An 18,585-nucleotide genomic window follows, 5' to 3' on the forward strand; every position below is an offset into this window, starting at 1 on the left:
GTCTGTGCCGCGCCAGTGTGGCAGGTCGGGTGCGATGCGAGCACCACAAAAAACCAGTACTTGCCCCCCATGTCCGAGCCCATCGACTGGCTGCCCGACGGCACCCCTTACAGCCCCCGCTTTGGCGACCGCTACCACAGTGAAAACGGTGGCCTGGACCAAGCCCGCCGGGTGTTTTTGCAAGGCTGCGGGCTGCCTGCCGCCTGGGCCGGACAGCCCCAGTGGCGCGTGCTGGAGACGGGCTTTGGCTTTGGGCTGAACTTTCTCGTCACCTGGGCCGCCTGGCGGGCCGACGCGCACCGCCCGCGCCTGCTGCACTTCATATCAACCGAAGCCTGGCCCGTGAATGCCGCCGACCTGCTGCGCGCCACCACGGCCCACGCCGAACTGGCGCCCTTGGCCGAGCAGTTGCACGCCCAGTGGTGGGGCCTGCTGCCTGGCGTGCACCGCCTGGCGTTTGAAGACGGCCGCGTGCTGCTCACCCTGTATGTGGGCGATGCGCAAGAGATGCTGCGCCAGCAGGCGCCCACGGCAGACTCGGTGTATCTGGACGGGTTCAGCCCTTCGGTCAACCCCGAGATCTGGAGCGCCCACACCCTCAAGGCCGTGGCGCGCTGCTGCCGCCGGGGCACGCAGCTGGCCACCTGGACCATTGCCCGCGCTGTGCGCGACACGCTGTCCGAATGCGGCTTTGAGGTGCAGCGCGTGCCCGGCGTGCCCCCCAAGCGCGACAACCTGCACGCCACCTACAACCCCCGCTGGGAACCACGGGCCCGCACAGCCACCTTGCCCGACGCAGCCCAGCACGCCACCGCGCAGCCCCAGCAATGCATCGTGATTGGCGGCGGCCTGGCAGGGGCCGCCACCGCAGCCAGCCTGGCGCGCCGGGGCTGGCAAGTGCAGGTGCTGGACCAGGCCAGCGAGCCCGCCGCTGGCGCATCGGGCCTGCCTGCCGGGGTGTTTGCCCCCCATGTTTCGCCCGACGATGCCGTGCTGTCGCGCCTATCGCGCTGCGGCGTGCGCACCACGCTGCAGCAAGCCCAGCAACGCCTGCAGGCCGGGCAAGACTGGGGCGCAACCGGCGTGCTGGAACACCGCACAGACGGCAGCCCTGGCCTGCCCGCCGACTGGAACAAAGGCCCTGGAGCCGACTGGAGCACCCTCGCCCCGCCCGATGCCCGCGAGCAGGCGGGCCTACCGCCCGACGCCGTGGCCTGCTGGCACGCCCAGGCGGGCTGGATACGCCCCGCCCAAATGGTGCGGGCACTGCTGCGTGAAAGCGGCGTGACTTGGCGCGGCCAATGCCAAGTGGCCAGCCTGCGGCCTGTGCCTGCCGCCAGCGCAGCAAACCCTGCAGCCACCGAATGGCAGGCACTCGATGCCCAGGGCGATGTGCTGGCCCAGGCTCCCGTGGTGGTGATTGCCGCAGGCGCGGGCAGCCACACCCTGCTGAGCGACCGCTGGCCCCTGCAGCCCGTGCGCGGCCAAGTGTCGTGGGGGCACTATGCCGCCCACCTGCCGCCGCCCGCGCCTTTTCCGGCGAACGGGCATGGCAACCTGGTGCCGTCTTTCGGGCTGGGCAGCACAGACCAACCGGGCGGCGAGGCCACTGAACGCGGCTGGATCATGGGCTCGACCTTTGAGCGCGATGTGACGGCGCTGCCCGCCAGTGCCACCGACCAGCAGGCGGCGCACCAATCACATTGGGACAAGCTGCAAACCCTGCTGCCCACGGCCGCCCGCCAGCTGCAGCCCAGCTTTGATGCCCGCCTGATCGGTGAAGACACCGCACACACCACAACAGCCAAAGTCGAACACTGGGCCGCCGTGCGCTGCACCGCCCCAGACCGCCTGCCCATCGTGGGGCCGGTGCACGCGCTGGCGCTGCCCGGCCTGTGGGTGTGCACCGCCATGGGCGCACGCGGGCTGACGCTGGCCCTGCTGTGCGGTGAACTGCTGGCTGCCCGCCTGAATGCCGAGCCGTTGCCGCTGGACGCCAAGCTGGCCCGGGCGCTGTCGAGCGAGCGTATGTGATCGCGCCGCAGGGAGTGAGCCTTAGCGGCGCACCGTGCAGGCGGGCGATGGGGGCCACGACCGATTGGATGACCGGGCAGCGTAAGCCGCCCGCGACAGTGCGCCATCAATCAAATCCCGCGCCAAGCCCCTCCAGTACTTGCTTATATAAATATTTGCATATTGGCAGAGCAAAACAATAGTTTGCATCCATAAGCCTCCCCTCTACATTCGCGGCCATGCATGAATTGGCGTTTGTTTTTGCGGGGTTTGCAGTGGGCCTGATCGTCGGGCTCACGGGCGTAGGCGGCGGTTCGCTGATGACGCCCATCCTGATCTTCTTCTTTGGCATCAAGCCCCACATGGCCGTGGGCACCGACTTGCTGTTTGCCGCCTTCACCAAGATGGGCGGCACCGTGAGCCTGGCCCGCCAGCGCCTGGTGCCCTGGAAGGTGGTGGGCCAGTTGTGCGCAGGCAGTATTCCGGCCGCCTTGCTGGCACTGTGGGCGCTACACACACTGGGCCCCGCCAGCGGCCCCGCCCAGCGCATCATGACCACCACGCTGGGCTTTGCGCTGCTGCTCACATCAGCGGCCACGTTGTACAAGGCAATTGTTTTTTCTTCCCAACGCCAGGCGGCCGAAGCGGCAGCCCGCAAGCACCACGCGGGCGACCCTACGCGCCCCCGCCACTGGAGCCTGCCTATTTTGATGGGCGCCGTAATCGGCACGCTGGTCACCTTCACCTCGGTGGGTGCGGGGGCGATTGGTGTCACGGTGCTGCTGCTGGTGTACCCCCTGCTGCCCCTGCCGCGCATCATTGGCGCCGACATCGCCTACGCCGTGCCATTGACCCTCGTGGCCGGTCTGGGACACGCCTCGCTAGGCTCAGTCGACTGGCCTTTGCTTGCACAATTGCTGGCTGGCTCGCTGCCGGGCATCTGGCTGGGTTCGCGCCTGGTCACCCGCACGCCTGAGCGGCTTATCCGCTCTGCCCTCTCGCTGTTGCTCGCCTGGGCGGGCTTCAAACTGCTTTTGATCTAGAACCCTGCGTCTGCACCACGATGTACCAATACACAGAATTCGACCAACAATTTGTGCAACAGCGGGCACGGCAATTCCGTGACCAGCTCACGCGCTGGCAAACCGGCAAGCTGTCTGAAGACGCCTTCCGCCCACTGCGCCTGCAAAACGGCTGGTACGTACAGCGCTATGCCCCCATGCTGCGCGTGGCCGTGCCTTATGGCGAAATCGCCAGCCGCCAACTGCGCGTGCTGGCCCAGATCGCCCGCGAGTACGACGAGCCCGAAGCGGCGGTCTTCAAGGCCGCCATGGAAGGCCAGGGCAAGCTGGGCACGACCTTCTTGCCCAAGAACTGCGCCCACTTCACCACCCGCACCAATGTGCAGTTCAACTGGATTCCGCTGTCCAAAAGCGCGGACGTGATGGACCTGCTGGCCAGCGTGCAACTGCACGGCATCCAGACCAGCGGTAACTGCATTCGCAACACCACCACCGACGCCCTGGCGGGCATTGCCGTGGACGAAATCGTGGACCCGCGTCCGTATGCGGAAATCATCCGCCAGTGGACCACGCTGCACCCCGAGTTCGCCTTCCTGCCCCGCAAGTTCAAGATCGCCATCAGCGGCGCCCGTGACGACCGCGCCGCCACTGGCTGGCACGACGTGGGCCTGCACCTCGTCAAGAACGACGCGGGCGAGATCGGCTTCAAGGTCTTTGTGGGCGGCGGCATGGGCCGCACGCCGGTGATTGGCACCGTGATCCGCGAGTTCCTGCCCTGGAACCAGATCATGAATTACATCGAGGCCATCGTGCGCGTGTACAACGAACATGGCCGCCGCGACAACAAGTACAAGGCCCGCATCAAGATTTTGGTGAAGGCCGAGGGCCAACAGTACATCGACGATGTGGAAGAGGAATACCGCCAGATTCTGGAAGTAGACGGTGGCCCCCACACCATTCCCCAGGCCGAGTTTGACCGCGTGGCCGCCTGCTTTGTGGCGCCGAAGCTGTCCGACATTGCCGACGTGCCCCCCGCAGCCTTGCAGGCCTCGCTGGACGCCCAAGCCGCCGAGCATGTGATGTTTGGCCGCTGGCTGCAGCGCAACGTGCACGCGCACCAAAACCCACAGCTGCGCGCTGTGACGCTGTCATTCAAGCGCCCCGGCCAAGCACCGGGCGATGCCACCAGCGAGCAGTTGATTGCCCTGGCAGACCTGGTGGACAAATACTCGGGCGGCGAAGCCCGCGTGACGCACGACCAGAACGTGCTGTTGCCTTGGGTGCATGGCAGCCAACTGTTCAGCCTGTGGCAAGAGGCCAAGGCCCTGGGCCTGGCCAGTGCCAATGTGCAGTTGCTCACCGACATGATCGCCTGCCCCGGCGGCGACTTCTGCGCACTGGCCAATGCCCGCTCGCTGCCCATTGCCGAGGCCATCACCCAGCGCTACCAAGACCTGGATGAGCTGGACGACATTGGCGAGATCGACCTGCACATCAGCGGCTGCATCAACAGCTGCGGCCACCACCACAGCGGCCACATCGGCATCCTGGGTGTCGATAAGGACGGCAAGGAGTGGTACCAGGTCACGCTGGGCGGCTCCGATGGGTCCGACCTGTCGGGCGCTGCCGTGGCCGGCAAGGTGATTGGCCCCTCTTTCTCTGCGGCTGAAGTGCCTGACGTGATCGAGGCCGTGCTCAGCACCTACCGCGACCTGCGCGAAAGCGGCGAGACATTCCAGAACACCGTGCGCCGCACCGGCCTGGACCCGTTCAAGGAAGCCGCCAAGCTGGCCCGCCACAAAGACGACACCCTGGCCACCGCTTGAACAAGCCCGCCAGCAAAAGCACCGCTACGAATCTCCTCACGATGATGAACCTGAAACTTCTCGCATCCCACGAACACCAGCCCCCCGCAGAGGGCGACGCCCGCGTGGTGGCGCTGGCCAACGATGCCGACGCCACCACGCTGCCGCTGGAAGGCGTGGAACGCGTGGACCTGCACTTTCCCAACTTCACCGATGGCCGCGCGTTCAGCCAGGCCTTCTTGCTGCGCCGCCGCCGTGGCTTTGCGGGTGAGATCCGCGCCACGGGCGATGTGCTGATCGACCAATTGGTGCAGATGGAGCGCACGGGCTTTAGCAGCGCGGTGCTGGCCGAGGGCGTGGATGCCGCCGATGCCCAGCGCCAGTTCGAGCTGTTCTCTGGCTTCTACCAGGGCGATGCCGTGAACCCCCAGCCTCTGTTTGCCCACCGCGCTGCGGCCTGAGAACCAAGTCACCACCTTCCAAAGCCCCGCACCATGAGCCAATTCGATCTCGCACGCATCAACGCCGACCTCGGCCGCAACGCCCCAGAACTGGTGGCATGGGCGCTGGGCCTGGGCCAGCCCGCCATCGTTACCACCAACTTCCGCCCCTTTGAGGCAGTCATCCTGCACATGGTCACGCAAGTGAACCCCGATGTGCCCGTGGTGTGGATGGACAACGGCTACAACACCGAAGCCACCTACCGCTTTGCCGACGAAGTGACAAAGCAACTGGGCCTGAAGCTGCAAATTTACCTGCCACGCCGCTCGCGCGCGCACCGCGAAGCCGTGGAAGGTGCGACCCCAGCGCTGGACGACCCACGCCATGCCGCCTTCACCGAAGAAGTGAAGCTCGAGCCCTTTGCCCGCGCCCTGCGCGAAACCGCACCCAAGGTGTGGTTCACCGCGCTGCGAGCCACCGACACCGCCGTGCGTGCGCAGATGGACCCCGTCAGCATCAACCCTGATGGCCTGATCAAGGTGGCACCGTTGCTGCACTGGTCGTCCAAAGACCTGCACGAGTACTGCGTCAAGCACGGCCTGCCCAACAACTTTGACTATGTGGACCCCACCAAGGGCGAAGACAACCGCGAGTGCGGCCTTCATTTAGCCCACTGACGCAGATTTGCTTTGAGAACCGATGAAACCGTTCACGCTGAGCTTGTCGAAGCGCCGCGCAAGGCTTCGACAAGCTCAGCCCGAACGGTTCTGATGGATCAAACACCAATCCGCACACCCCCATCACTGATCCGACCATGAACACCCGGACCGACACCGCGCTGCTTGAGAAGAAGAACCACGACATGAGCTACCACCTCAACAATTCCCACCTCGACGCCCTGGAAGAAGAAACCATCTTCATCCTGCGTGAAGTCGCCGCCGCCTTCGAGCGCCCCGCCCTGCTGTTTTCGGGCGGCAAGGATTCGCTGGTCATGCTCAAGTGCGCCGAAAAGGCCTTTGGCACCAAGGCCAGCGGTGGCGGCATTCCGTACCCGCTCTTGATGATCGACACGGGCCACAACTTCACCGAAGTGACGGATTTCCGCGACTTCCGCGCCAAGGAACTCGGTGCCGAACTCATCGTGCGCAATGTCGAAGACTCGATGGCGCGCGGCACGGTGCGCCTGGCCCACCCCGGCGAGTCGCGCAACGTGCACCAGTCGGTCACACTGCTCGAAGCCATCGAAGAGTTCCGCTTTGACGCGCTGATCGGCGGCGCCCGCCGCGACGAAGAAAAGGCCCGCGCCAAAGAGCGCATCTTCAGCCACCGCGACAGCTTTGGCCAATGGCAACCCAAGGCCCAACGCCCCGAGCTGTGGACCCTGTTCAACACCCGCCTGCAGCCCGGCGAACACTTCCGCGTGTTCCCCATCAGCAACTGGACCGAGCTCGATGTGTGGCAGTACATCGACCGCGAGCAGATCGCCCTGCCCAGCATTTACTACACCCACAAGCGCCAGGTGGTGGACAAGAAGGGCCTGTTGATGCCGGTGACCGAGCTGACCCCCGCGCGCGAAGGCGACGTGGTGGAAACGCGCGACGTGCGCTTTCGCACCGTGGGCGACATCACCTGCACCGCGCCGGTGGAGAGCACGGCCGCCACCCCGGCCGAGATCGTCATCGAGACGCTGGCTGCGGACGTGAGCGAACGCGGAGCCACGCGCATGGACGACAAGACATCGGATGCTTCGATGGAGAAGCGCAAAAAAGACGGCTATTTCTGAAGCAGGTATTCCCAATGAGCACTACTAATTCAATAGCTGCCAGCGCACAACCAGCAAGCGCTGGAGCCCAAAACAACCACATCTCCGCCCTCAAGTTCATCACCTGCGGCAGCGTGGACGATGGCAAGAGCACGCTGATCGGCCGCCTGCTGGTGGACAGCAAGGCCGTGCTGCAAGACCACCTGGCGGGCGTGCAGCGCGGGGGCGAGACTGACTTGGCCCTGCTGACCGACGGCCTCTCTGCCGAGCGCGAGCAAGGCATCACCATCGACGTGGCCTACCGCTACTTCGCCACCGCCCAGCGCAAGTTCATCATTGGCGATGCGCCCGGCCACGAGCAGTACACCCGCAACATGGTCACTGCCGCCAGCAGCGCCGACGCCGCCGTGGTGCTGGTCGATGCCACCAAGCTCGACTGGCAAAACCCAGACCTGGCCCTGCTACCCCAGACCCGCCGCCACAGCCTGCTGGCCCACCTGCTGCGCGTCAATTCGCTGGTGTTTGCCGTGAACAAGCTCGACGCCGTGGCCGACCCGGCCATGGCCTGGACGCACATCCAGGGCGCGCTGGCCCGCTTTGCACAGGCTGCAGGCATTGCCGTGCGCGCGACAGTGCCCGTGTCGGCCCTGAAAGGCTGGAACGTGGTGGATGCCAACGCCGGGTGGTGCGGCTACCAAGGCCCCACGCTGCTGCAAGTGCTCGAAGCGCTGCCCAACACCCCCGCCGACACTGCGCTGCCCCTGGCCTTCCCCGTGCAGTGGGTCGAGAAGTTCTCGTCCTCTTCCGACACATCCCAAGGTCGCCGTGTGTTCTGGGGCCGCGTGGCATCGGGCACCGTGGCGCCCGGCACACCCGTGCAAATCTTCCCCAGCGGCCAGCTCGCCACCGTGGCCCAAGTGCTGGACCACGCCCGCCGCCCCAAGGACGTGCCCGCAGGCACCAGCGCGGGCATCATCCTCGACCGCGAGGTAGACGTATCGCGTGGCGACTGGATTTTGGCTGCGCCCACCGCTGCCGCTGCCGTGGCTGACGACGACTTTGGCGACACCCCCGCCGCCGTGCCCGCATGGCCCGCCAGCCGCGAGCTGCGCACCACCATCGCCTGGATGGACGACGAACCCCTGGTCGCAGGCCGCGTGTACTGGGCGCTGCACGGCCACCGCTGGATCAAGGCCAAGGTGAAAGCCGTGGTGCACAAGCTCAACATCAACACGCTGGCCGAAGAAGCCGCCACGCAGCTCGACCCCAACGCCATCGGCCATGTGGACTTGCTGCTGCAAGAGGCGATTCCGGCCGCCGCATTCGGTAAAGCGCGCGTGCTGGGCTCGCTGATTTTGGTGGACACCGCCAGCCACAAGACCGCTGGCGCGGTGCTGGTCAACTGACCCAGCGCAAGCAAACTGCTTTGAAAATGCCCTGAGTCCCCCTTGCGGGCTCAGGGGCCCTGTTACTGATGGTGGGTGAAGGCCTTAAAATCGCGGGTTTTCACCGACCGACCCCACACAATTCCTAGCCATGACCCACGTCGTTTCCGAAAACTGCATCAAGTGCAAGTACACCGATTGTGTGGACGTTTGCCCTGTGGACTGCTTCCGCGAAGGCCCGAACATGCTCGTCATCGACCCCGATGAATGCATCGACTGCGCCGTGTGCATCCCCGAGTGCCCCGCCAACGCCATCTTTGCCGAAGAAGACCTGCCCGGCGATCAAGTGGCATTTATCAAGCTCAACGCCGACCTGGCCTTTGCCGACGGCTGGAAGAGCATCACCAAGCGCAAGCCCGCACTGCCCGACGCGGACGAATGGAACGGCAAGCCAGGCAAGATCGCTGATCTGGTCAAGTGATCCACCCCCTACCGTTCACGCTGAGCTTGTCGAAGCGCGGCGCATGGCTTCGACAAGCTCAGCTCGAACGGTTGTTGACAGAGGACGGCGGGGCGTGTCGTCCTAGCTCTCGTTCTCGCGCTGGCACCCAGGTGCCATAACAGCGATGACCCAAGAAACAGACGCCGTCGTCATCGGTGCAGGCCCCGTGGGCCTGTTCCAGGTGTTCCAGCTGGGCCTGCAAGGCATGGCGGCCCATATCATCGACGTCCTGCCCTACGCGGGCGGCCAGTGCGTTGAGCTGTACGGCGACAAACCCATCTACGACATCCCCGGCGTGCCCGTGTGCACCGGCCACGAGCTGGCCGCGCGGCTCACGCAACAAATTGCGCCCTTCCGCCCCCAATGGCATCTGGGCACCCAGGTGGCATCCATCCAGCCGCAGGCCGATGGGCGCTTTGCCGTCACCACCAGCCAAGGTACGGAGCTGATAGCCCGTGCCGTCTTTGTCGCCGCAGGCGTGGGCGCCTTTGTGCCCAAGGCGCTCAAGGTAGAAGGCATCGAGGCCTTTGCGGGCACGCAGCTTTTTTACCAGCACCTGCCCCCGGCGGCCAGTCTGCAAGGCCAGCGCGTGGTGGTGCATGGCGGGGACGACGCCGCCGTGGCCTGCGCCATCCAAGCCGCCACGGCTACCGAATCGCCCGCCGCCAGCGTGGTGCTGCTGCACCGCCGCGATGTATTCAACGCCCCGCCCGAGCAACTCGCCCAGCTACAAGCCCTGCGCGATGCCGGGCGCATTGAAGTGGTGGTGGGCCAAATCACCGGCATCGCCCGCGAGAGCAGCATCACCTGCAATGGCGAGCGCCTGACCGCCCTGCACACCCTGACGCCCGAGGGCACTGAGCAAACCGTGCCCGTCGACGTGCTGGTCGTCGCCCTGGGCGTCTCCCCCCGCCTCGGCCCCATCGCAGACTGGGGCCTGGCCATGGAACGCAAGCAACTGGTGGTAGACACCGCCACCTTCCGCACCAGCGTGCCCGGCATCTACGCCGTGGGCGACATCATCACCTACCCCGGCAAGCGCAAGCTCATCGTGTGCGGCTTTCACGAAGGCACCCTGGCCGCCTTTGCGGCTGCTGAGGCTCTGAGCGGCAAGCCTGTGGTGCTGCAGTACACGACGAGTAGTACGCATCTGCATCAGTTGTTGGGGGTGGGGGTGGGGGCGGCTGCGATCGTGAACGGGTGAAGGCGGCCAGGAGCTATCACTGACGCGAGCTTTGCAACACCGCTTCATATGCGGGAAATGAATATGTCTTTAGCTTTTTTATCGAGCCCCCATGTTTCATGGACTAAATAATCAGTTTCTCTACGCCGCCTACAAGATATCTGCAACATTTGCTGATGCTATTGGAAATACAAAGACTGGGGTAGGAACATGCTTTTTTGTAAAAAATAGACATGGTGCCCTCTGTCTTGTCACAAACAGGCACGTACTTGATATCTCGTACAAGAAAAATAATGAAAAGCTTTCTGGCTACTCTTTACGACGAGTTGAGATATCTGGTAAATCTGGGAGATTAGGAGACAACTATCCAGAGGACAACATAGCCTTCTCTCTAGCACCTAATGTCAATTTTCACCCCAATCCCGAAAACGATATCGCTTGCATAACGCAACTTGTACCCATCAATGCGGATGCTCACATCGACTACTTCATCCCTGCCACATTTATCGCCACATTGAATGATTTCAAAAACAAATTATCCGTGTGTGATTTCCTTGCATTCCCAGGGTTTCCGGAGTGGCACGATAAGGCAGCAAGTCGTCCGATATTAAGGACAGGGACCATCTCAAGCGATCCGAGATTTGATTACTCGTATGGTGAATCCGTCAAAGGTGCATGCGTTGCATATGAGGCATTTTCATACAGCGGCTCATCAGGCAGTCCAGTTTTCGCTGTTCAAAAAGGGCCCAAACCCGGCACAGGCATTGATTTTCCTGGCTTTCGCGACCTACTTTTTGTAGGCATTAATGCCGGTCATCTTAAAACTCGAGATAACTCACATTCAGGCATATCGTATTTCTATAAAGCAACGGCAATCTCAGATGTGATTGATACATAAGCAAAATCCACTCTACGGCTCGCTTAATTCTGGCATAGGCCTCAGCTTTGATCTACGGTAGCCGGCTCTGTTTCTTGCAGCCCCTCGTTTATAGGCACCGCATATCCTCAAATAGCTAGATACGAATCTAGGCGTCCAACGCGTAAGAGAAAAAAGACTTGGTCAATTTTTAAGCTGTCGGGATAGCCAAACAACGCGCTGAGAAAAAACAGAAAACTTAGCAAAAGCGGCGTGGTACGGCGAAACACGCCATGCGCAACAACTCCCGCTCAAGTCCCCTCACACCACATACCGCGTAGTCAGCAAAATCACCACCGGCATAGTCACCAGCGCCAGCACCGTCGACACCGCCACGCTGGCCGTGACCTCATCCTGTGCCACTTCATAGCGCTGGGCAAATAAAAACACATTGGCCCCCACGGGCAGCGATGCGGCCACGATCATCACGGCCAGGGGCAGGCCTGACAGGCCCAGCGCCCAGCCCATGCCCGCCAGCAGCAGCGGGTGCACGACACATTTGGCCAAGGCGATGCGCAGCGCTGCCTTGAAGTGCGGCCCCACGCGGGTGAAGACCAGGGTGACGCCCACCAGCAGCAAGGCCAGCGGGCCCAGCGCCTGGCCCAGCAGCTGCAGTGGCTTGTCTACCACTGGGGGCAGTGTGAGGCCGGTTTGCGCAAACAGCAGCCCCACCACGATGGGCAGGGGCACGGGGTGCAGGATGCCGTTGCGCACCGCGCCCAGCACGGTGCGCCACATGGGGGGCTGCGCGGCGTCTGACTGGCCTGCGTGCTCGCGTGCGGCGGCCAGTTCAAACACCACGGTGGCGGCGGTGAGCAGGATGAGCGAGTGCACCGAAATCAGCGTGAAGAGCGTGACCAGCCCCGCATCGCCAAACACCAGCCCCACCAGCGGCACGCCGATCATCAGCGTGTTGCTGAAGGTATTGGCCAGCGCCCGGGCCGCGCCTAGGCGGCTAAAGCCTTGCCACCCCAGCGTGGCGCTGTACAGCGCGATGAAGGCGACGAAGTAAATGGCCACGGGGCCGAAGTTGAGGTCTTCGATGTGCACCGTGCTCATGGTGCGAAACAGCAGCGCGGGCGACAGCACCATGAAGACGAGGTTGGACAGGTCTTTGACGGCGCTGCTGCGAATCCAGCCTTGGCGGCCCGTCACAAAGCCGATGGCGATGAAGAGGACGACGGGGACGAGCGAGGAGATGACAGGAGAGTTCAAAGCAGCACGCGTAAGCAGAACCAATGAATGCCCGAGAACCGGGCCGCTGGGCAGAATCGCCCAAATACTACCATTTTGATAGCTGCCAGCGCTTATTCTGCAAGCGCTAGAGGCCAATTTGATCTAATAAATCTGCCTCAGGTGGCTCTCACTCCCTCTCCCCTCGCGGGAGAGGGCCGGGGAGAGGGGGAGAAATGGGCGCGGCGCTGGTGCAGCCCCCTCTCCCTAACCCTCTCCCGCGAGGGGAGAGGGGATCAATGCCTTGCGCCGCTGGTGCAGCAAAGGCCGATGCTGCATCTGAGAGGCAACCCCAAGCCAGCCACTTACCCCCTCAGCCAACCGCTACGGCCTGCCAGCCCCACCCGGCCAGCGCGGTGGCCAGCACCACGGCCCAGGGTGGCACGCGCCACCACAGCAGTGCAGCCAGGGCCAGCGCGGCCAGGGCTGCGTCTGCAGGGCCGTGCAAGGCGCTGCTGGCCACGGGGTGCCACAGCGCCGCCAGCAGCAGGCCCACCACAGCGGCATTCACCCCAGCCAATACGCCCCGCGCCCCGGCCCGCTGGCGCAGTTGCGCCCACCAGGGCAATGCACCGGCCACCAGCAAGAACGCAGGCAGAAAAATCCCCACAGTGGCCAGCAGCGCAAAGCCCGCCCCCGCCCAGCCCGGCGCCATGGCGGCGCCCAGAAAGGCAGCAAACGTGAACAGCGGCCCCGGCACCGCCTGCGCCGCACCGTAGCCGGCCAAGAACGCATCGCCCGCCACCCAGCCTGAGGGCACCACGGCCGATTGCAGCAGCGGCAGCACCACATGGCCGCCGCCAAACACCAGCGCCCCGGCGCGGTAAAACGCATCCACCACGGCCCAGCCGATGACCGGGTTTGCCGCGTTCGTTGCAGTGGTTGCACCTGCCGCGCTGGCTTGCACCCACCAGGGCAGCGCCACCAGCAAGGCAGCAAACACGGCCAGCAGCGCCAGCCCCGCCCGGCGCGAATACGGCAAGGCCCAGGCATCGGCGACACCGGCAGCCATGGCGGGCTGCGCCGCTGGGCCACGGCCCCAGGCCCACCAGCCCAACAGGGCGGCACCCAGCATGACCCCCATCTGCCCCGCCACACCGGGCTGCCACAGGGTGATGGCGCAAGCCGCGCCCATCAAGGCCACACGCCCGGGGCTGGTGCACAGGCTGCGCGCCATGCCCCACACGGCCTGGGCCACCACGGCCACCGCCACCACCTTGAGCCCCTGCACCAGCCCGGCGGGCCAGCCCGCCCCACCCGACGAGAACCCCAGCCCCAGTGCTGCCAGCACCAAGGCCGATGGCAGCGTAAAGCCCACCCAGGCCGCCAACGCGCCCAGCCAGCCGCCGCGCATCAACCCCAGCGCCATGCCCACTTGGCTGCTGGCCGGGCCAGGCAAAAACTGGCACAGCGCTACCAAGTCGGCATAGCTCTGCTCATCCAGCCAGCGGCGGCGCACCACCAGTTCGTCGCGAAAGTAGCCGAGGTGGGCGACTGGCCCACCAAACGACGTGAGCCCCAGACGCAAAAAAACCCACAGCACAGCCCAGGGGCTGGACGAAGAGAAGGCGCGCGGCGGGGTGGCAGCGGGAATTGACATACAGCGGCACAAAACAGGCGAGGTGGAGGTCACAGCGCGACAGATCGGCGCCGGAGGGGTCATCCACTTTGCCACATACCCCGCCCCCGCCACCAAAGAATGTCGTCGTACAACAAAACCTAAAACCAACCACCACAAGCCAAAATCATGCAAAAAAGCAAGTGAAACAGGCCTAATTGCAAAAATCTTGTGAAGAAAGCATGCATGTTGTACGATGACAATTCACAAAAACGACTGGAGACCTCCATGCCTTTGATCCGCCGCACGGCCTTGCTGGCCGGCATTGCCGCCCTGGCAACGGCCACCACAGCAACCACCGCCTTTGCCCAAAACGCTGCCGAATGGCCGACCAAGACGCTGCGCATCGTGGTGCCTTACCCGCCAGGGGGCAGCTCGGACATCATCGCCCGCTCCATCAGCCAGTCGCTGTCTGAAGCGCTGAAGCAGACCGTCATCGTCGAAAACAAGGCCGGTGCCAATGGCAACTTGGGCGCAGACTTTGTGGCCAAGGCCGAGCCAGACGGCTACACCATGCTGCTGTGCGACGTGGGTGCGCTGGCCATCAGCCCCTCGGTGTACACCAAGCTGTCGTTCGACCCCTCCAAGGACCTGCGTGGCGTGACCATGCTGGCTTACTCGCCCCACCTGCTGGTGGTGCACCCCTCGGTGCCCGTGAGCAACCTCAAGGAGCTGGTGGCGTACTCAAAGAAAAACGACCTGAACTTTGCCGTGACCGCCACCGGCAGCGCCCCCCACTTGGCTGGTGTGGCGCTGGAGCGCGCCAGCGGTGCGCGCTGGCAGTACATCCCCTACAAGGGCGGCGTGACCGCCATCCAGGACACCGTGGCAGGCCAAACCCAGATCCTGATGAACGGCATGCTGGCCACCCTGCCCCAGGTGCAAAACGGCAAGCTGAAGGTGCTGGGTGTCTCCAAATCCACCCGCATGCCTTTGATTGGCGACGTGCCCACCATTGCCGAGCAAGGGGTGCCGGGCTATGAATCGGGCACCTGGCAAGGCGTGTTGCTGCCGCGCGGCACGCCTGACGCCATCATCCAAAAGCTGAACAAGGCCCTGATCACGGCCATTCGCGCGCCAGAAATCCGTTCACGCCTGGCGGGACAAGGCGCCGAAGTGGTCACCATGACCCCTGCCGAGCAAGACCAGTTCTTCGCCAAGGAACGCGCCCGCTGGGCCAGCGTGGTGTCTGCCGCCAAGATCAAGCTGGACTGAGCGGAGCCTGGAGCACATGGGCGGCCAAAGATTACCGCCTGTGCCTGAGGAACCAAGGGGCTGCGGCCCCTTTTCGTTGTTGGCAGCCCAGATCGCAGAAGGGTCTTGGTGCCACCACGTGAATATTGATCCGGCCTCAACCTCCTTGAACCGTTCACGCTGAGCTTGTCGAAGCGCCGCGCAAGGTTTCGACAAGCTCAACCCGAACGGATATTTCAAGTTCAAAAAGGGCTGCTCAATAATGTAGAACCTTGGAACCCGTTCCATTTGCCCACACCCTTGCCCATGACCCAAGCCACCATCGCGCCCCTGGTTCTTCACATGCCCGCCCCCAGCGCCAGCGAGCTCAAGGCCGCACGCGTCGCCGCTGGCCTGAGCCAAGTGCAAGCCGCAGAACTGATGGGTTACCCGGTGCAGCAAGGCAGCCGGGGCGGCCTGCAGTCACGCACCTGGCAAGCACTGGAGAGCGAAACCGACGAGCGCACCATGCAAGGCCCGGTGTTTGCCATGTTTTTGCTACTGACCGGGCAGCACCCTACGCACACACTGTCCGAATTCAATCGGTGCCCACAGTAAAGTGGCGTTGATAAGTGGCGTTCATACACGAAATAGTGTTGAACCAATGCGGGCGTCAAGCAGATCAAGGTCTAAACGTCATGGGCGCCGCTGGCTCGCAGACTGGGCCGGTACTTCGATGCCCTCGCGGAGCTGGCCGGAGGTTCGCCGCATCTACCGCCGCAGACTGCACAGGGCCAGCACGCGTTGCCCCCACCACATTGCCACTGCGCTGAACCGCCTCGTGCTTGATCAAGGCGCCGTTTCGCCCACCCAGCCATGCAGCCATGCAGCCAACGCATGTCCGGGCATGGGTTTGCTATAGAAATACCCCTGCATCGTGTTGCAACCCATCGTTACCAGCAGGTCCGACTGCTCCTGGGATTCAACGCCTTCTGCAACCAGCCCCATGTTTAAGCTCTTGCCCAACTGGATGATGGCTGTCGCGATAGAAACGCTCTGACGCGATGTTGCAAGCTGTGAGATGAACGACTTGTCGATTTTGAGTACGTCAATGGGAAGCTGACTGAGGTACGCCAAGCTCGAGTAGCCCGTCCCAAAATCATCCAGCGCTACTCTGAACCCATGTCGCCTGAGTTGATCGAGAACACCGCGTAAATTGTCTGCGTCGCGCATCAGCAGGCCTTCAGTGATCTCGATCTCGATGCAACTCGGTGAAACGCCATGTGTTTTGCATTGTTCGCAAAGCGAATCCACAAAGTCAGCCTGGGCAAACTGGACGATGGACACGTTGATGGCTACGTGAAGCCTGTAGCCCAACGCTTGCATTTCGGTGATCTGCTTGCAGGCATCCGCAAGCACTGCGCGGCTCAAAGGAATGATGAGTCCTGTTTCCTCGGCATATGCAATGAACTCAGACGGGGCAATCAACTGGCCTGCTTCGTCGCGCAGGCGGACAAGCGCTTCAACGGTATCGACCGTTTGCGTGGCCAGATCTGTCTGGGGCTGGTAGTGAACCTCCACCCTGCCGCTGTCAAGGGCTGCGCGAAGCGTCTTTCCCGTTCGGCTGCGTTGAACAAGCATGTGCTCTATCGACGCTGAGTGAAAACTCAGGCGGTTGCGTCCGTCAGACTTGGCGCGGTACAGCGCAGAGTCAGCGTGTCGCATGAGGTCCTCTCGAGTCAACGCGTCGTCTGGATAGACGCTGATGCCCACACTGCAGCCGATGTGAAAATCGGCACCTTCGACCGTCATGGTTGTAGATACGAGGTCGATCGCAGTCTGGGCGGCAATGCGCGCCTGCTCCGGGGACGCGATTTCTGGCAACAGGATCATGAACTCGTCCCCGCCTTGCCTGCTGATGGTGGCGTTGCTCTTAAAAGCCTCGGTCAGCCTCTCGGCCACGATGCGCAGGATCATGTCGCCGATGTGGTGCCCTTGTGAATCGTTGATGAACTTGAAATGGTCCAAATCCAGAATCATCAAGGCCAACGAGCCATGTGCGGCAACTGCCGAGCGCATCGCCTGGGATATCCGGTCTGCCAGCAGCAGACGGTTGGGCAGGTCAGTCAGCTGGTCGTGCTGCGCCAAATGGGTCATTTTGATGGCCATCGCGCGTGTTTCACTCACATCGTGAAAGACGATCACAGCACCCGCGATGTTGCCCTCCACGTCTCGGATGGGGGAGGCGGAATCTTCGACTGGAACCCTGTGGCCACTGCGGGTGACTAACAGGGTATCCAGCGCCATGCCGACCTTTCTTTGCTGCACCAGCGCAATGCGTATCGGATTCTGGAGGGGGACTTCCTCGCCATGGCTGCGCAAAGGCATGATGCTCTCGATGGGCTGACCCAAGGCGTCTGCCATCTCCCATTCCGTCATCGTCTCGGCGACGGGATTCACATACGTGATGAGGCCCCGGGCATCGGTGGCAATCACGCTGTCGCCAATAGAGCTCAGAATGACCCGTGCGCGCTCACGCTCCTCGTCGAGCGCAGCCTCTGCCGCAGTGACCGCTGTGACATCGGTGAGCAGGAGCAACGCGCCCCAGGCATTTTTTGCATCCAGCCGCAGCGCAGCCGAAGCGTGAACATGTCGTTTACTGCCGTCGGTTGCGCGGTAAATCAGTGCGGCACTGGCTTCAGCCGGTGATGGGTCCCGCCCTGCCTGCTGCAGCAGGCTGCCAAGCAGGGTCTGCACACTATCAGCCACTTCTTCTGCGAGCACGGTCCGAATGGGTGCTCCCGCCAAGCCGCCCGGGGGAACACCGAACCAGCGGCCATCCTGATCGCTACAAAGCTGGCATCTGAGGTCGCTATCCCAAAACGAGATGTGCCCCGGCACATTTCTGATGACATCGGCCAAGTCACGCTGTGTGTTCAGGAGTCTCTGCTGCTCACGGCGCAGGGCGAGTTGCACTTGCACCCTCGCTCTTACCAACTGGGCGTTGAACGGCTTGGGAAGGAAGTCTGACGCGCCCACTTCAAAGGCCTTCAGCTCGTGATCCACATCATCGTTGCTGGTAATGAAAATGATGGCGGCGTCCTGGGTTTCTGGGCAGCTCTTCAAATCTTTGCACAGCTGATAGCCGTCCCGCTCAGGCATCGAAATATCCAAAAGCACCACGCGGGGCCTCAGTTGTTTCGCCAAACGCATGACTTCGACCGCCTGGGTTGTGAACGCGATGGTTCCGAGGTCTTTGACTACCGCATGCAGCGTGCGCACACAGACCACATCGTCGTCCACAATGAGAATATGCTCCGCCTGCTCGCCATAATGGATGCGTGATACCAGTTCTTCAATGGACATGTTGGGACGCCCTTTCAGATAAGGCCGAGCTTTCAGTTTCTGCCTCTTAGTGTGCATCAAGCGTCTGAAAACCGCGGCACGATAAATGCGCAATGGGCGGCGATGGAGGATGAGGAGTGGAAAGATCAGCGTCGACTGCCCCCGCGATGCGCGATGCGCGATGCGA

15 protein-coding genes are annotated in these 18,585 nt (G+C 63.1%); 12 read left to right on the plus strand and 3 right to left on the minus strand.

What is annotated here, in order from left to right; translation table 11 throughout:
- Positions 1–69 precede the first annotated feature (69 nt).
- From mnmC to C8C98_RS21675, 10 genes are all read left to right on the plus strand, one after another.
- Positions 70–2,034 (plus strand): FAD-dependent 5-carboxymethylaminomethyl-2-thiouridine(34) oxidoreductase MnmC, encoded by a 1,965-nt coding sequence (gene mnmC / locus C8C98_RS19380; RefSeq protein WP_121455604.1) that lies wholly within the window; start codon positions 70–72, stop codon positions 2,032–2,034.
- A gap of 218 nt (positions 2,035–2,252) precedes the next feature.
- On the plus strand, positions 2,253–3,056 hold the full coding sequence (locus C8C98_RS19385; RefSeq protein ID WP_121455605.1) for a sulfite exporter TauE/SafE family protein: 804 nt from the start codon (positions 2,253–2,255) through the stop codon (positions 3,054–3,056).
- Between the two features lie 20 nt (positions 3,057–3,076).
- Positions 3,077–4,861, plus strand: a complete 1,785-nt coding sequence (locus tag C8C98_RS19390; RefSeq protein ID WP_121455606.1) for a nitrite/sulfite reductase — start codon at positions 3,077–3,079, stop codon at positions 4,859–4,861.
- Positions 4,862–4,911: 50 nt separating this feature from the next.
- Positions 4,912–5,301: a DUF934 domain-containing protein gene (locus tag C8C98_RS19395; RefSeq protein ID WP_121456400.1), complete on the plus strand. Its 390-nt coding sequence runs from the start codon at positions 4,912–4,914 to the stop codon at positions 5,299–5,301.
- Positions 5,302–5,334: 33 nt separating this feature from the next.
- Complete coding sequence (locus tag C8C98_RS19400) at positions 5,335–5,958, plus strand: phosphoadenosine phosphosulfate reductase family protein (protein WP_121455607.1); 624 nt, start codon at positions 5,335–5,337, stop codon at positions 5,956–5,958.
- A gap of 137 nt (positions 5,959–6,095) precedes the next feature.
- Entirely contained in the window at positions 6,096–7,064 is a 969-nt protein-coding gene (gene cysD, locus C8C98_RS19405) for a sulfate adenylyltransferase subunit CysD (protein WP_121455608.1), read from the plus strand.
- A 14-nt stretch (positions 7,065–7,078) separates the two neighbouring features.
- On the plus strand, positions 7,079–8,449 hold the full coding sequence (locus C8C98_RS19410; RefSeq protein ID WP_121455609.1) for a sulfate adenylyltransferase subunit 1: 1,371 nt from the start codon (positions 7,079–7,081) through the stop codon (positions 8,447–8,449).
- 130 nt (positions 8,450–8,579) lie between these two features.
- Positions 8,580–8,909 (plus strand): ferredoxin FdxA, encoded by a 330-nt coding sequence (gene fdxA, locus C8C98_RS19415; RefSeq protein WP_121455610.1) that lies wholly within the window; start codon positions 8,580–8,582, stop codon positions 8,907–8,909.
- A gap of 145 nt (positions 8,910–9,054) precedes the next feature.
- Entirely contained in the window at positions 9,055–10,134 is a 1,080-nt protein-coding gene (locus C8C98_RS19420) for an NAD(P)/FAD-dependent oxidoreductase (protein WP_121455611.1), read from the plus strand.
- A gap of 91 nt (positions 10,135–10,225) precedes the next feature.
- Positions 10,226–11,011: a trypsin-like peptidase domain-containing protein gene (locus tag C8C98_RS21675; protein WP_147436425.1), complete on the plus strand. Its 786-nt coding sequence runs from the start codon at positions 10,226–10,228 to the stop codon at positions 11,009–11,011.
- Between the two features lie 279 nt (positions 11,012–11,290).
- Here C8C98_RS21675 and C8C98_RS19425 read toward each other — a convergent pair whose 3' ends face one another.
- On the minus strand, positions 11,291–12,244 hold the full coding sequence (locus C8C98_RS19425) for an AEC family transporter (protein WP_121455612.1): 954 nt from the start codon (positions 12,242–12,244) through the stop codon (positions 11,291–11,293).
- 331 nt (positions 12,245–12,575) lie between these two features.
- On the minus strand, positions 12,576–13,862 hold the full coding sequence (chrA, locus tag C8C98_RS19430; protein WP_121455613.1) for a chromate efflux transporter: 1,287 nt from the start codon (positions 13,860–13,862) through the stop codon (positions 12,576–12,578).
- A gap of 246 nt (positions 13,863–14,108) precedes the next feature.
- Here chrA and C8C98_RS19435 point away from each other — a divergent pair, with 246 nt between their 5' ends.
- Positions 14,109–15,095, plus strand: coding sequence for a tripartite tricarboxylate transporter substrate binding protein (locus C8C98_RS19435; RefSeq protein WP_121456401.1), 987 nt, complete (start codon positions 14,109–14,111; stop codon positions 15,093–15,095).
- A 285-nt stretch (positions 15,096–15,380) separates the two neighbouring features.
- Positions 15,381–15,671 carry a helix-turn-helix transcriptional regulator gene (locus tag C8C98_RS19440; RefSeq protein ID WP_121455614.1) on the plus strand — a complete coding sequence of 97 codons (291 nt, stop codon included), beginning with the start codon at positions 15,381–15,383 and terminating at the stop codon, positions 15,669–15,671.
- Positions 15,672–15,902: 231 nt separating this feature from the next.
- On the opposite strand, the gene C8C98_RS21680 is transcribed toward C8C98_RS19440, so the two are convergent.
- Positions 15,903–18,419 carry an EAL domain-containing protein gene (locus C8C98_RS21680; RefSeq protein WP_158600188.1) on the minus strand — a complete coding sequence of 839 codons (2,517 nt, stop codon included), beginning with the start codon at positions 18,417–18,419 and terminating at the stop codon, positions 15,903–15,905.
- Between the last annotated feature and the right edge of the window lie 166 nt (positions 18,420–18,585).

The sequence above is a fragment of the Acidovorax sp. 106 genome (assembly GCF_003663825.1).
Taxonomy (GTDB): Bacteria; Pseudomonadota; Gammaproteobacteria; order Burkholderiales; family Burkholderiaceae_C; genus Acidovorax.